This window comes from Nocardia sp. NPDC051756, from assembly GCF_040681495.1.
Taxonomy (GTDB): Bacteria; Actinomycetota; Actinomycetes; order Mycobacteriales; family Mycobacteriaceae; genus Nocardia.
Genome location: NZ_JBFAYV010000002.1, coordinates 675,582 through 688,391, shown reverse-complemented (window position 1 = coordinate 688,391; position 12,810 = coordinate 675,582). Strand labels below are relative to the sequence as shown.

Below are 12,810 nucleotides of genomic sequence, written 5' to 3'. Positions count from 1 at the left end.
CACCGGCCGGTCGGTCCGACTGTCTCCGTCACCTATTTCCGCACGTCAAGGGTAATGCGCACGTTAACGAATGTGATCTACATCACATTGATCTTTACGAAAGCTTACGTTGCAGCGCCGTTACCTAGCGTTTAATGTTCGCCACGAGCCAACCCACAACTGGACCCCGCAGGCCCGGGTCGGCACGTACGTGGTCACCCGGCGGAACCTGGCTCGGTTCCGTTGCCAGCTACCCGTTGCGCCGAACTTACAGCCGGTTACACGTCGGCAACAAAGTAACGACACACTGAGCTGGGCCTGAGAGGACCATTGTCCACCTCGAAGGTCGAGGTTGACTGTTTGAACCTGATGAGGGGAAGTATGAGCGAGAACCGCACCAACGGTCTGCGCCGCGGTGTCCGCGTCGCGGGCGTCGGCGCTGCCGCGGCCGTGGCCATGGGACTGCTTTCGACCGGTGCTGCCAACGCGGACACCTTCGTGCCGTTGCCGGACGGTCAGAAGGTCGGCCCGGGCGTGACCATCAGTCGTACCGGAGAGCGCGCGCTGATTTCGCCGTCGCTGTCCGCGAACGGCGCAGGCCGGGTTGTCTGGGTTTCGGGCAACGCGATCGCCGATGTCTCCGTCACCCCGGAAGGCAAGGCCGGTCCGACCAACGGCCCCGCCGGCGGCCCGGGCACCAACAACTCCTCGACGCACGGAACGTCGCAGCTGAACACCGGCTACATCGTCGGTTGCCAGGTCAGCATCGCCGATGACGCGATCTCGGCGGGCGTCTCCGGCGGCATCAACCTCAGTGGCGCCACCGCGGGCGGCTCCATCGGCCTGAACCTCGGTCCCGGCGAAGTCAAGTTCGTGCAGATCGACTACAAGGACATCACCAAGCCCGGTACCTACTCGGTCGAGTACCAGGATGCCGAGATCGAGATCCAGGGTTGCGCGGGCTACGCCCAGGCGCGGGCCTACACCGTGGTCGAGATCATCGGCGACCACTACTCGAAGACCACCCTGTACGGGATGCCGTTCAGCATCGGCTGACGTCCGTCGAATCCACGAACAATCTTCTCGCTGAAGCGAACTCAATCCCTCGAGGGGCAGTACAAATGATCAACCGTAAGAACTTGGCACGGATGGCCGGTGTCGGCGCCGCTGCCACCATGGCCTTGGGCCTGTTCTCCACCGGCGCCGCGAACGCCGATACCTTCGTCCCGCTGCCGGGTGGTGAAATCACCAAGACGCTGTCCGACGGCACCGTGGTGACGATCAAGCTGGTCGGCGAATCCGCCAACATCAACCCGTCCATGGGTTCCACCCCGGTGCACCGCAACGCGTGGGTCTCCGGCAGCGCGCAGGTCGAGCTGTCCGGTGCCGCCGGCGGCGCGATCTTCCCGGGCTACACCGTGGGCTGCCAGGTCAACATCGCGGGCGGCGGCGCCACCGGCGGCGTCGAGGGCAATGTCGACTGGAGTGACGGCCAGAACGTCACCGGCGGCGTCGGCGCCAACAGCGGCGGCAACCTGTCGCTCGGCCCCGGCCAGTCCAAGTCGTTCTACGTGCTCGACCTCGAGCAGGCCGACGACTTCGGCAACGAGGCGCACAAGAAGCGCAACAAGTTCAAGGGCACCAGCGGCTCGGTGACTTGGGCCGACGAGACCATCGGCCTGACCGGTTGCGCCGGCTACGCGCAGGCGCGTGCCTTCGTCAGTGTCGAGGTCGAAACCGACAGCGTGGTCACCTGGGTGACGCTGTGGGGGACCCCGTTCAGCCTCGGCTGATCCCGGTGGAGTAAGCACTTCGCACGTTCACGAAACCAGCCCGTCGCGCCCTATGCGACGGGCTAGTTTCGTGTGCAAACGTCTTGTCCCCCAACATTTTTGGCGAACATATTCGCAGTAACATACTCGAAATCTCTGAGAACTCCGGCGGAAACCAATAACATAAGCCCCACCCGAGATCGTCCTATGACGGGATGGACGGCAATTCACTTGATGGACAGAACATTCCACCAGGTGACGCCGACCTGAAAGGGGTTAACTCGGCCTCGACAACCCGAGGTCGACCGCTAGAACCTGATGAGGGGAAGTATGAGCAAGATCCGCACCAGGGGTCTGCATCGAGGGGTCCGCATCGCGGGCGCCGGCGCTGCGGCTGCCGTGGCCATGGGCCTGCTTTCGACCGGCGCCGCAAACGCCGATACCTTTGTGCCGTTGCCGGACGGCCAGAAGATCGGACCCGGCGTCACCATCTCGCGCAACAGCGAGCACGCCCTGATTTCGCCGTCGCTGTCGGCGAACGGCGCGGGTCGCGTGGTGTGGGTGTCGGGTAACGCCGTCGCCGATGTCAGCGTGACGCCCGAAGGCAAGGCCGGACCCACCAACGGCGCCACCGGCGCCCCGGGCACCAACAATTCGTCGACCCACGGAACGTCGCAGCTGAACACCGGCTACATCGTCGGTTGTCAGGTGAGCATCGCCGACAACGCGATTTCCGCGGGTGTCTCCGGTGGCATCAATCTCAGCGGCGCCACCGCGGGCGGCTCCATCGGGCTGAAACTGGGCCCGGGACAAGTCAAGTTCGTCGGTATCGACAGCAAGGACATCACCAAGCCGGGCGTCTACTCGGTCGAGTACCAAGACGCCGAGATCGAGATCCAGGGCTGTGCCGGGTACGCCCAGGCCAGGTCTTACACCGTCGTCGAGATCATCGGCGACAACTACTCCAAGACCACCCTCTACGGTGCGCCGTTCAGCATCGGCTGAGCGCGCCGGATCCGTCATCTCTGTTCTCGCTGAAGCGAATTCGATCCCTTAGGACACGCATAAAATGATCAACCGTAAGAAACTCGCACGGGCGGCCGGGCTCTGTGCCGCCGCCACGATGGCGGTCGGGCTGTTCTCCACCGGTGCCGCCAACGCCGATACCTTCATCCCGCTGCCGGGCGGCGAGCTCGTCAAGACGCTGTCCGACGGCACCGTGGTGACGGTCCGCCTGACCGGCGAATCGGCCAACATCAGCCCGTCCATGGGCTCGACCCCGGTGCACCGCAACGCGTGGGTCTCCGGGTCCGCGTCGGTCGACATCCAGGGTGCGAAGGGTGGCGCGATCATCCCGGGCTACACCGTGGGCTGCCAGGTCAACATCGACGGCGGTGGCGCGGAAGGCGGCATGACCGCCGGCACCGACTGGGAAGGCAAGAGCCCGAAGATCGGCGCCACCACCGGCGCCAACCTGTCGCTCGGCCCCGGCCAGGCGACCTCGTTCTACGTCATCGACCGGGAGAAGGCCGACGACTTCGGTAACGAGACGCACAAGAAGAGCTGGGCCTTCAAGGGCGCGAGCGCTTCGACCACCTGGGCCGACGAGACCATCGGTCTGTCCGGCTGCGGTGGCTACGCGCAGGCTCGTTCGTTCGTCAAGGTCGAGGTGGAGACCGACAACGTCATCACCTGGGTTGTCCTGTGGGGCATGCCCTTCAGCCTCGGCTGATATCGAATATCAACCAGCTCGAGGTGAACGGGTCCGTCGCTACCGCGGCGGGCCCGTTTCCTGTTCCCGCACAAACACTTTCAGGACTCGTGCTTACCGCCCGCGCTACGTTGCCCCTCGGCGAGCAGGTCGCGGATCTGAATGAGCAGCTCGGTGTCGCTGAGTTCGACCGCCTCCTTGCTGAACCGCTTCTTCACGTGCAGCGCGGGCAGCACGAGCACGAGATACAACACCACGGCGATGATCACGAAATTGATCGCGGCGGTGATGATCGGACCGACCTGAACGAAGGTCGCTGGTTTGTCGGCAACGAGCTGGAAACCGAGTCCGAGTTCATTGTTGCCGCCGAATACAGCCAGGATCGGGTTGACGATGCCATTGGTGAATGCGGTGACGATCGCGACGAACGCGGTGCCGATGACCACCGCCACCGCCAGGTCGACAACGTTTCCGCGGAATAGAAAATCCTTGAAACCCTTGAGCATTGCCGATATCTCCTCTACGTGTGGAGCTGACAAGTCGTGCTCGGCGGTCGACGCCCGTGGTATCGCCGATGCTAGTTGACCTTGATGGCAAATGTGCGGACAACTCAATGGAAGACAACGGTGAGCGCGGTATGCAGAGATGCCGCCGCGACAACTGTGGCATGTTCAGCGTCCATTGCGACCAAGACCACGCGTTCTTTCGTGGCGCGTCCGTCACCGGGGCCGGACACCAAGACCACCGCGGCGTCGGTGGCCAGCGTGCGGGCGGGTCGCGCGCCCTGCTCTTCGCCGCCGACCACATCGACTCGGTCACCCGCGCGCAGGATTTCGGCGACGGCCGTGTCGGCGGGCCGAATAGGCACGATTCGCGCGTCGCGCGCACCCGTCGCGACGGCGGCCAGGCGCGGTCCGACGACGCGGATATCGGTGAATACCTCGCCGCCGCGCATCGCCCCGGTCAAGGTGGCGCCGATTACCTCGGACGAGTCCCGCACGACGCCGTCGGGCAATGCGGTGGATTCGCGGGGAGCCGATCGAAGATCACTTGCTTCGAGGACATGTCCCGGCGCGAGATCGTGCCCGGCGACCACGACCGAGGTTCGTTCCGCGCCGGGGCCGCCACGTAGGAACAAGACCGCCGCCAGGAATACCAGGCCGACCGCGAGGAGTCGCCGCAGCAGCAGACTGTCCGCCCAGTGTGGTCGATGCCACATCGGCAAGCGCGTACCGAGATCGGCGAAGGATCGAGTCATGGCCGGATCCTATGACCGCGGCCACACCCGTCAGCCCAGGAAAAGGGCTAGCTGTGGATAACTGAGGGGCTGTGGATAACTCGGCGAATCAGCTGGCCACGGCCGTGCTGGCCGAGGTGCTGCTGCCGTTGGACGCGCCGGAATCCGAGCTGGACGACGTCGACGGGCTCGACTCCTTCGAGCCGTTGTCGGACTTCGCCGGCTCGCTCGCGGTGGACGCCCCGCCGCGGCTGTCGGTGCGGTAGAAACCGCTGCCCTTGAACACGATGCCGACCGAATTGAACAGCTTGCGCAGCTTCCCGGAGCACTCCGGGCACACCGTCAGCGCATCGTCGGAAAAGGACTGAACGATGTCGAAGCGGTTGTCACACTGGGTGCACGCATACGAGTAAGTTGGCACAGCATCCTCCGCGAGTTAGTCCTCTGGCACTCTACAGCCGACAGTGCCAACGTTGCCAATCTACCTTTCATTCCGGGACGTGATCTTCGCCAAGGCGTTGCAGTCCGCCGCCCGGCGTGAGTGCCCAGCCCATGCGCGAGTCGTGCGGTTCCTCGGGCAACTGGTCCACCAGTTCCGCGTCCCCGACCACCGCGACCAGCCGCGCGTCCGGGCGCGCCGCGGACAGCGTCCGGTCGTAATAGCCCGCCCCGCGCCCGAGCCGCACCCCGCGCCGATCCACCGCCAGCGCCGGTACCAAGATCAGCTCCGCCCAGGCGATCGCGGTAGCGGGCAGTGATTCGCCGACCGGTTCGAGCAGACCGAACCTGGCTCGCCGCAGGCTGTCCCGGCCGGTGTACTCCGCCCAATCGAGCGGCCCGGGTGGTCCGGTCACCGGCACCAGCACCCGCGCGCCGGCCGCGCGCAAGGCATCCAGCATTTGCGTCGACCCCGGTTCGCCGCGCACCGGAACATACGCGCAAACCCACTCCGGCACCGCCAGCCGCCCGACGGCCGCAACCAGCGCGAGGCTGTTCATCGCCTGCTCTTCGGCGGTCATCGCCGCCCGTCGAGCAATAATTTCGGTGCGCCATGCATGTTTATCGCGCTCACCGGGCATCTCCATGGCGATCACCATAGGCTGACCGGACTACCGGTCGGCTCGACGCCGAGTCAGGGGCTGCGACGATGGATAGGGTATGCGCATGACAGCAAAGGCCGGACAACCCGGCGACGCACCGCTGGAGTCGTGCTTTCGCACGGCCGTGGTGCCCGCCGCCGGGCTCGGAACGCGATTCCTGCCCGCGACCAAGACGGTGCCGAAAGAACTCCTCCCGGTGGTCGACACCCCCGGCATCGAACTGGTCGCCGCCGAGGCGGCCGAGTCCGGTGCCCAGCGGCTGGTGATCGTCACCTCGCCGGGCAAGGACGGCGTCGTCGCGCACTTCGTCGAGGACCTCGTGCTGGAGGGCACCCTCGCCGAGCGCGGCAAGTTCCAGCTGCTGGAGAAGGTGCGCAAGGCGCCGGGTCTGCTCGACGTCACCTCGGTCGTGCAGGAGGAACCGCTCGGCCTCGGCCACGCGGTCGCGCAGGCCGAGGCGGTCCTCGACGACGACGAGGACGCGATCGCCGTGCTGCTGCCCGACGACCTGGTGTTGCCCGCGGGCGTGCTGGACGTGATGTGCCGGGTCCGGCGCAAGCGCGGCGGCACCGTGCTGTGCGCCATCGACGTGCCCAAGGACGAGGTCAGCGCCTACGGCGTGTTCGACGTGGAGACCGTGCCGGACGCGGTGAATCCGAATGTGCTGCGGGTCAAGGGGATGGTGGAGAAGCCCGCGCTCGCCGATGCGCCGTCCACCTTCGCCGCGGCCGGCCGATACCTGTTGGACCGCGCCATTTTCGACGCGCTGCGCCGAATCGAGCCCGGCGCGGGCGGGGAATTGCAACTCACCGACGCCGTCGCGCTGCTCATTGCCGAGGGTCATCCCGTTCATGTCGTGGTGCACCGTGGGTCGCGCCACGATTTGGGCAACCCGGGCGGCTATCTTCGTGCTGCGGTCGATTTCGCTTTGGAACGCGACGAATACGGCCCCGCCCTCCGGGAGTGGTTGGAGCATCGGCTCGGTCCCGACTGGGATCCGCAGCTGACGACCTACGACTGAGGCGTCGGGTTTCCTCGATAGTGGGCCGTCGGGTACCAATGATGGTTCACCATCACGTGCGCCGAAATGGTTGTGCCGAAGCGAAATCGCGCGGTGGAATCACAGGTGTGCGGAGAGATCAGGAAGGGCTGGATGCGCTCGGTTGAGGATCAGCAGATCAAGGTGACCGCCGCGGCGGTCGCCCCTCGGCCGGTCCGGGTCGCGATTTCCGAGGCCCAGGGCCTGCTGTGTGCCGAGGACGTCGTCACCGAACGACCGCTGCCCGGATTCGATCAGGCGGCGATCGACGGTTACGCGGTGCGCAGCGTGGACGTGGCCGCCGCGGGCACCGACATACGCAACGAGGACGACGAACTCGTCGACCTGACGCTGCCCGTGGTCGGCGAGGTGACCGCCGGATCCCGCCAGCCGATCCGGTTGCAGCCGCGCCAGACCGTCCGGGTCGACACCGGTGCGCCGTTGCCGACCCTCGCGGATGCCGTGCTGCCCTTGGACTTCACCGACGGCGGCCGGGCGAAGATCAAGATCTACGAGCCGGTCCGGAGCGGCGACTACGTGCGGCGCATCGGCGACGACGTGCAGCCCGGCGATGTCGCCGTGCGCGCGGGCACCATCATCGGCGCGGCCCAGGTGGGACTACTAGCGGCGGTCGGGCAGGACAAGGTGCTCGTGCATCCGCGGCCGCGGCTGTCGGTGATCTCGGTCGGCGGCGAACTCATCGATATAGATCGCACGCCCGGCCCCGGCCAGGTGTACGACGTGAACTCCTACGCCCTCGCCGCCGCGGCCAGGGACGCGGGCGCGGACGTCAACCGAGTCGGCATCGTGAGCGCCGATCCGCGCCGGCTGCGCGACGTGGTCGAGGGGCAGCTGGTGCGCTCGGAGGTCGTCGTCATCGCCGGCGCGGTGGGCGGCTGGGCGTCGGATCAGGTGCGCGAGGCCCTGGAGGGGCTCGGCGAACTCGAAATCGCCCGCGTCGCCATGCATCCCGGCTCGGTGCAGGGCTTCGGCCGGCTCGGGCGCGACGAGGTGCCCACCTTCCTGTTGCCGTCCAACCCGGTCGGCGCGCTGGTCGTGTTCGAGGTGATGGTGCGTCCGCTGATCCGAATCGCGTTGGGGCGCAGGCATCCCATGCGCCGGATCATCATGGCCAGGACCATCACGCCGATCAGTTCGATGGCCGGTCGCAAGGGCTACCTGCGCGCGCAGCTCATGCGCGACGAGGCCACCGGCGACTACCTCGTGCAACCGCTCGGCGGCGGCGCGGGCGCCTCGTCGCATCTACTGGCCACGCTGGCCGAGGCGAACAGCTTGATCGTGATAGATCCCGACGACACCGAGATTCGCACCGGTGACGAGGTCCGGGTCGCTTTCCTCGCACAGCGCGGCTGAGGCGTGGAGGCGATGAACGTGTTCCGGGTCACCCAGCATCCCGGCTGGCCCGCGCGGCTCGGCCCGATCCGGGTCGGCGCGGGGGAGGTGACGCTGCGGCCGGTGCGGTTGCGCGACGCCGCGGCGTGGAGCCGAATCCGATTGCAGGACAGGGCGCATCTGGAACCCTGGGAGCCGACCGGCCGCGGTGCCTGGGAGGCGCGCAACCACGCGTCCAACTGGCCGTCGCTGTGGTCGAGCCTGAAGGCCGAGGCTCGGCGCGGCGCGATGATTCCGCTGGTGATCGAGGTGGACGGCGCGTTCAGCGGGCAGCTGACCGTCGGCAATATCGTGCGCGGCGCACTGCGTTCGGGCTGGATCGGTTACTGGGTCGCCAAGGATCTCAGTGGTCAAGGAGTCGCGACCGCGGCCTTGGCGCTCGGGCTCGATCATTGCTTCGGCCCGATCGGGCTGCACCGGGTCGAGGCGACCGTGCGGCCGGAAAACCTGGCCAGCCAAGCGGTCCTGCGCAATGTCGGTTTTCGCGAGGAGGGACTGTTGCGCCGCTACCTCGACGTGGACGGTGCCTGGCGCGATCACCTGCTGGTCGGCATCACCGTCGAGGAGCTCATGGGCACCGTCGTCGACCGGCTGGTACGGGAAGGTCGGGCCGTTCTACCCGGATAACCGCGCAATACGGACACGCCCGGCGCATCCGACGCGCGGAGGAATTGGTGGCTTTGTGACAGGTGTGGCGTATGTGCACGGCGCGCCTGCCGTATCTCGGCGCGTCCCGGAATTAACCTACGGACGTCGGAGGTGCGTCCTGCACCCTCGGCAGGGAGCCTGCGAGGCGACCGGCATCCATGCCGCAGCGACGGACGGAAGCCGGACGGACGCGGGGCGTGCTGCGCACCGCTCGCCGGCCGAACGGACCAAACCAGGCCGGGACGGAGGTGCTGACCGAGATGCCGAATTCAATCTTGTGGATCGGACTGGTCGTGCTCTGGGTCTTCGTCCTGTTCCCCATCCTCGCCGACCGGCACCCGAGGATCCGGCGGACCACCGACGCCGCCCTCGCCACCCGCGTGCTCGTCCGCGGAGATTCCAAGCGGCGCACCAAGAGTGGACCGGCCGCAGGCCACGAAACCGATCCCAACTGGCGGCCCCGCCGCGCACAGAGAAAGCATGCCCACAGCGATGATGCGGAGGACCGGATGACAACACCGGCCGACGAACCAGTCACCGAAGGTGACCTACCGGCGATCGCCGAATCCGCGGCATCCCACCCCGATCCAGACATCGCTGACGCCGAGCTCGACCACACCGAACTCGACGACGAAGCACCGGCGGACCCGGACGCCGAGCCGTCCGACGACGAAACCGTAAGCGCGGAAGCCGATTCCGATGACGAAGTCGCTGCGCGGATCGACGACACCGTCGATGATGACGAGGTGGGCGAAGAGCGCACCGAACCGGTCGCGGCCCGGATACCCCCCGCACCCTCCACCGCCCCCGCGCGCGTCGAGTACGACGACTTCGACGACGAAGCCGAGCACACCGCCCGCCGCACCCGCGACGACTACGACCCCGACGACCTCGACTACGTCCCCACCCGCCGCGGCCGCGGCGGCTACGACCCCGAGGCCGACGCCATCGCCCGCGCCGCCCGCTACACCTTCCGCCAGCGCGCCGTCCTCGGCCTCGTGCTGGCCGGCCTGCTGTGCGGCGGCCTCGCCGTCGCCATGTCCCCGAACTTCTGGGCGGGCTGCGGCCTCGCCGTCGTCGTCCTCATCGGCTACCTCACCTACCTGCGCAAGCAGGTACGCATAGAAGAGGACATCCGCCGCCGCCGCGCCGCCCGCCTCAGCCGCGCCGAACAACTCGGCGAACCCACCGGCCCCAGGCAATCCCAGGCCGCCCGCGCCGCCATGGACCGCGACACCGCCCGCGCCTTACGCCGCCGCTCCGCCCTCCTGGAGACCGACGACGAAGACCCGATGTTCGACCACCTGGACCCCTTCGACCCCGCCACCGCCCGCGCCCTGCGCGACCGCACCGGCGGCGGCGACATGCGCCGCGCCGCAGGCGAATAACCACCGCCGCGTAACTCCGAATAACCCCAGGTGAACCGCCCGATTCGGAGTCTCGCGGCAACCTTTGCTACAGTGACACAGCGCGGTTCCCAGGAGCCGCACGGGGCTATAGCGCAGTTGGTAGCGCGTCTCGTTCGCATCGAGAAGGTCAGGGGTTCGATTCCCCTTAGCTCCACCATTAGGTGGCTGGTCAGGGCTATAATTCGGCATCACCGAATAGCCCATCAACAGTCCCGTATCAACACCCGACGGTTCTTCGGGGGAATCGAACGGCAGTGAACGGGCTCCGAACGGAGCCGCCCGGATGTCCACTCTCCGAATCAACGCGAACACCACCACGGTCTGCTTCCGGGAGTTCGATCCCGCCAAGGGCAAGCGTGTGCAGGCATCGCTGACCTTCGACGACCACGAGAAAGCCCTCGCCTGGCAGAAAGTCCTCGACAAGCACGGGCCCGATCGCGCCCGAGAGCTCATCGGCGCGGCTCGGCGAACCGCGCGGCCACGTGAGGTCACACTGAATGACAACTGGGCCGAGACCTTCATCTCCGGCCGGACCGGCGTAGAGAAAGCCACCACCGACCGGTACAGGCGGTACATGGTCAACGACATCGGACCCGCGATGGGAGACCTCCCGCTCACGGCTCTGTGCGCCGCCGACGCCGATCAGAACTCGGTCGTGCAGCAGTGGGTCAACGAGCAGGAGGCCGACGGGTTCTCGCCCAAGACCATCGCCAACAAACACGGGTTCCTCAGCGGGTGCTTGAAGGAGGCGGTGCGGCGCCAGCTGATGCCGTTCAATCCCTGCGACTCCACCAAACTCCCCAAGCGCCGGCACGAGTGCGTGTTCCTCGAGCCTGAGGAATTCGACATCGTGTACGCCGCGGTCCCGAAGCGGTGGCAGCCGATGGTGCTTTGGCTGGTCACGACCGGCATGCGTTACAGCGAAGCGACAGCGATCCACGTCGGCGACATCAATACCCACGTCGATGATGAGGGCGGCACGTTCTACACGGCGCGGATCTCGAAGGCGTGGAAGTACACCGGCACAGCTGAATACAAGCTCGGCGGCCCGAAGACCAAGCGCGGCTGGCGCACCATCAACGTGCCCACGAAGACGATCGACGCGCTGCAACTGGCCGGCCGCGGCAAGGACCAACTGCTGTTCCGCACGAGGAACGACAAGAGGATCATCCCGCAGCAGTTTCACAACCTGGCGTGGAAGCCTGCTATGGAGGCTGTGGCCGAGCGGATCGGGAAGAAGCCCCGCCCGCACGACCTGCGGCACACGTGCGCGTCGTGGATGTTGAACAACGGCGCCGAGATCACCGATGTGAGCGCGCATCTGGGTCACGAGAGCATCAAGACCACGGTCGATGTGTACGGGCATCTCGATCGGAGGTCCGGGCATCGGGCGTCGGCAGCGGTTGCGAAGGCTCTCAATAAGGTTGCAGATTCAACTACGTAAGCGAGTTGTTATCTTCCGCCGGATGTTTGCTGCAACAGCGGCGCATCTGTGACAACGCAATATTGCAGGTACGTTAAACGCCCGATATGGACACTGTGTAATCGCAAGTCAGACCGGCGGGTTTGATCGTCTGCGTCTCGCGATGAGCTGAAAAGTGAAGGCTAGCTACGGATTTGCGTCCCATCTAGCAGACCGTGCGGTCGGGATTTAGAGGAGGAAAACCATCCAAACCTCTATGCCTCCCGGCCTGCGATAACTACAGTAGGAAACTTCATTGGTTGACGTAGCGACTACCAAGCACCCGTAGATAACTGGTCATCCGATGAGGGAACCAGCCGTGGCGGCTGCGCTCCCTGCGGCGCTCTCGGACCGGGGACGTTGCGGGGCGTCGCGGGTCGGACGTCACGGCATGACGCGGGGAGGGGCCGAACGGAAGGCCATGCGTCCCCGCGTACGCATAGTTACACAAAGCAACCTGGGCGTAGCGGGTCTGTCGGGGCTCACCGTTAGCGGCGGGAACGGTTAGAACTGAGTCAATGCATGAATGAGAGTGTGCCGTATACCAACTGGCTTCCACTTCCGATGTCGCCGAGCGACCCGTCCCGCATCCGGGAGTATGCGGGACCGAACGCAGTCATGGCGATGCTGTGCGCCGAGCCCCTGGATCAGCTGAGGAGCATGGTCGGGGTGGACGCGGCGTGGCGGATCCTGCGCGGAGTGCCAACGGTGACAGACCTGATAGTGGGGGCGATCTCGCTAGGGGTTAACCCCGTTGCGATGTGGGAGACGGTTTCTCTGGACCGCTCGCGCCCTCGATGTCCCGCAAGGCCGAGTTCACGAAGTCGCGCAGACTGAGGCCGAGTGCGGCCGTCAGCTTCGTGAGCTGCTGAGCATCGGGCGAGCGCTGTCCCTCCTCGACGCGTTGAATCGTCGATGCGCTGATGCCGCTGAGGTCGGACAGCGCCGCCCGTGAAAGCTTCTGTTTCTGACGGTGTGCGCGGAGTTCTTCCCCGATCGCCTTGTCGATCCGCCGGCCGAGCTCCTCGGTGTCCATGTGG

Annotated in this window: 14 protein-coding genes and 1 tRNA gene; 10 read left to right on the top strand and 5 right to left on the bottom strand. The window is 66.4% G+C overall.

What is annotated here, in order from left to right; genetic code table 11:
- Window positions 1–360 precede the first annotated feature (360 nt).
- From AB0M22_RS09500 to AB0M22_RS09485, 4 genes are all read left to right on the top strand, one after another.
- Entirely contained in the window at window positions 361–1,035 is a 675-nt protein-coding gene (locus AB0M22_RS09500) for an MspA family porin (RefSeq protein ID WP_364723015.1), read from the top strand.
- A gap of 65 nt (window positions 1,036–1,100) precedes the next feature.
- Entirely contained in the window at window positions 1,101–1,772 is a 672-nt protein-coding gene (locus tag AB0M22_RS09495; protein ID WP_364723013.1) for an MspA family porin, read from the top strand.
- A gap of 309 nt (window positions 1,773–2,081) precedes the next feature.
- A complete protein-coding gene (locus AB0M22_RS09490) occupies window positions 2,082–2,756 on the top strand; it encodes an MspA family porin (protein WP_364723011.1) in 675 nt (224 codons plus the stop codon).
- A 64-nt stretch (window positions 2,757–2,820) separates the two neighbouring features.
- Window positions 2,821–3,483 carry an MspA family porin gene (locus tag AB0M22_RS09485; RefSeq protein ID WP_364723009.1) on the top strand — a complete coding sequence of 221 codons (663 nt, stop codon included), beginning with the start codon at window positions 2,821–2,823 and terminating at the stop codon, window positions 3,481–3,483.
- An 80-nt stretch (window positions 3,484–3,563) separates the two neighbouring features.
- Here AB0M22_RS09485 and mscL read toward each other — a convergent pair whose 3' ends face one another.
- The 4 genes from mscL to AB0M22_RS09465 form a co-directional block, all read right to left on the bottom strand.
- Window positions 3,564–3,968: a large conductance mechanosensitive channel protein MscL gene (mscL, locus tag AB0M22_RS09480; protein ID WP_364723007.1), complete on the bottom strand. Its 405-nt coding sequence runs from the start codon at window positions 3,966–3,968 to the stop codon at window positions 3,564–3,566.
- A gap of 104 nt (window positions 3,969–4,072) precedes the next feature.
- Window positions 4,073–4,720 carry an SAF domain-containing protein gene (locus AB0M22_RS09475; RefSeq protein WP_364723005.1) on the bottom strand — a complete coding sequence of 216 codons (648 nt, stop codon included), beginning with the start codon at window positions 4,718–4,720 and terminating at the stop codon, window positions 4,073–4,075.
- 88 nt (window positions 4,721–4,808) lie between these two features.
- Window positions 4,809–5,120: an FmdB family zinc ribbon protein gene (locus AB0M22_RS09470; RefSeq protein ID WP_364723003.1), complete on the bottom strand. Its 312-nt coding sequence runs from the start codon at window positions 5,118–5,120 to the stop codon at window positions 4,809–4,811.
- A 67-nt stretch (window positions 5,121–5,187) separates the two neighbouring features.
- Complete coding sequence (locus AB0M22_RS09465; RefSeq protein WP_364723001.1) at window positions 5,188–5,784, bottom strand: 5-formyltetrahydrofolate cyclo-ligase; 597 nt, start codon at window positions 5,782–5,784, stop codon at window positions 5,188–5,190.
- A 79-nt stretch (window positions 5,785–5,863) separates the two neighbouring features.
- Here AB0M22_RS09465 and AB0M22_RS09460 point away from each other — a divergent pair, with 79 nt between their 5' ends.
- From AB0M22_RS09460 to AB0M22_RS09435, 6 genes are all read left to right on the top strand, one after another.
- A complete protein-coding gene (locus AB0M22_RS09460; protein WP_150402049.1) occupies window positions 5,864–6,820 on the top strand; it encodes a UTP--glucose-1-phosphate uridylyltransferase in 957 nt (318 codons plus the stop codon).
- Window positions 6,821–6,952: 132 nt separating this feature from the next.
- Complete coding sequence (gene glp, locus AB0M22_RS09455) at window positions 6,953–8,212, top strand: gephyrin-like molybdotransferase Glp (protein WP_364722998.1); 1,260 nt, start codon at window positions 6,953–6,955, stop codon at window positions 8,210–8,212.
- A gap of 12 nt (window positions 8,213–8,224) precedes the next feature.
- Window positions 8,225–8,878: a GNAT family protein gene (locus AB0M22_RS09450; protein ID WP_364722996.1), complete on the top strand. Its 654-nt coding sequence runs from the start codon at window positions 8,225–8,227 to the stop codon at window positions 8,876–8,878.
- Between the two features lie 281 nt (window positions 8,879–9,159).
- Window positions 9,160–10,287, top strand: coding sequence for a gephyrin-like molybdotransferase receptor GlpR (gene glpR, locus AB0M22_RS09445; RefSeq protein WP_364722994.1), 1,128 nt, complete (start codon window positions 9,160–9,162; stop codon window positions 10,285–10,287).
- Between the two features lie 102 nt (window positions 10,288–10,389).
- Window positions 10,390–10,465: transfer RNA gene (locus AB0M22_RS09440), tRNA-Ala, on the top strand.
- A 126-nt stretch (window positions 10,466–10,591) separates the two neighbouring features.
- Window positions 10,592–11,752, top strand: a complete 1,161-nt coding sequence (locus AB0M22_RS09435; RefSeq protein WP_364722992.1) for a site-specific integrase — start codon at window positions 10,592–10,594, stop codon at window positions 11,750–11,752.
- A 763-nt stretch (window positions 11,753–12,515) separates the two neighbouring features.
- On the opposite strand, the gene AB0M22_RS09430 is transcribed toward AB0M22_RS09435, so the two are convergent.
- The gene (locus AB0M22_RS09430; protein WP_364722989.1) at window positions 12,516–12,806 is read right to left on the bottom strand and encodes a helix-turn-helix transcriptional regulator; all 291 of its coding nucleotides are present in this window, start codon (window positions 12,804–12,806) and stop codon (window positions 12,516–12,518) included.
- Between the last annotated feature and the right edge of the window lie 4 nt (window positions 12,807–12,810).

What these genes read in the sequence shown, in the direction of transcription:
- AB0M22_RS09500 (WP_364723015.1), top strand. Translation starts at nt 361, where the DNA reads ATGAGCGAGAACCGCACCAACGGTCTGCGCCGCGGTGTCCGCGTCGCG.
- AB0M22_RS09495 (WP_364723013.1), top strand. Translation starts at nt 1,101, where the DNA reads ATGATCAACCGTAAGAACTTGGCACGGATGGCCGGTGTCGGCGCCGCT.
- AB0M22_RS09490 (WP_364723011.1), top strand. Translation starts at nt 2,082, where the DNA reads ATGAGCAAGATCCGCACCAGGGGTCTGCATCGAGGGGTCCGCATCGCG.
- AB0M22_RS09485 (WP_364723009.1), top strand. Translation starts at nt 2,821, where the DNA reads ATGATCAACCGTAAGAAACTCGCACGGGCGGCCGGGCTCTGTGCCGCC.
- mscL (WP_364723007.1), bottom strand. Translation starts at nt 3,968, where the DNA reads ATGCTCAAGGGTTTCAAGGATTTTCTATTCCGCGGAAACGTTGTCGAC.
- AB0M22_RS09475 (WP_364723005.1), bottom strand. Translation starts at nt 4,720, where the DNA reads ATGACTCGATCCTTCGCCGATCTCGGTACGCGCTTGCCGATGTGGCAT.
- AB0M22_RS09465 (WP_364723001.1), bottom strand. Translation starts at nt 5,784, where the DNA reads ATGGAGATGCCCGGTGAGCGCGATAAACATGCATGGCGCACCGAAATT.
- AB0M22_RS09460 (WP_150402049.1), top strand. Translation starts at nt 5,864, where the DNA reads ATGACAGCAAAGGCCGGACAACCCGGCGACGCACCGCTGGAGTCGTGC.
- glp (WP_364722998.1), top strand. Translation starts at nt 6,953, where the DNA reads ATGCGCTCGGTTGAGGATCAGCAGATCAAGGTGACCGCCGCGGCGGTC.
- AB0M22_RS09450 (WP_364722996.1), top strand. Translation starts at nt 8,225, where the DNA reads ATGAACGTGTTCCGGGTCACCCAGCATCCCGGCTGGCCCGCGCGGCTC.
- glpR (WP_364722994.1), top strand. Translation starts at nt 9,160, where the DNA reads ATGCCGAATTCAATCTTGTGGATCGGACTGGTCGTGCTCTGGGTCTTC.
- AB0M22_RS09435 (WP_364722992.1), top strand. Translation starts at nt 10,592, where the DNA reads ATGTCCACTCTCCGAATCAACGCGAACACCACCACGGTCTGCTTCCGG.
- AB0M22_RS09430 (WP_364722989.1), bottom strand. Translation starts at nt 12,806, where the DNA reads ATGGACACCGAGGAGCTCGGCCGGCGGATCGACAAGGCGATCGGGGAA.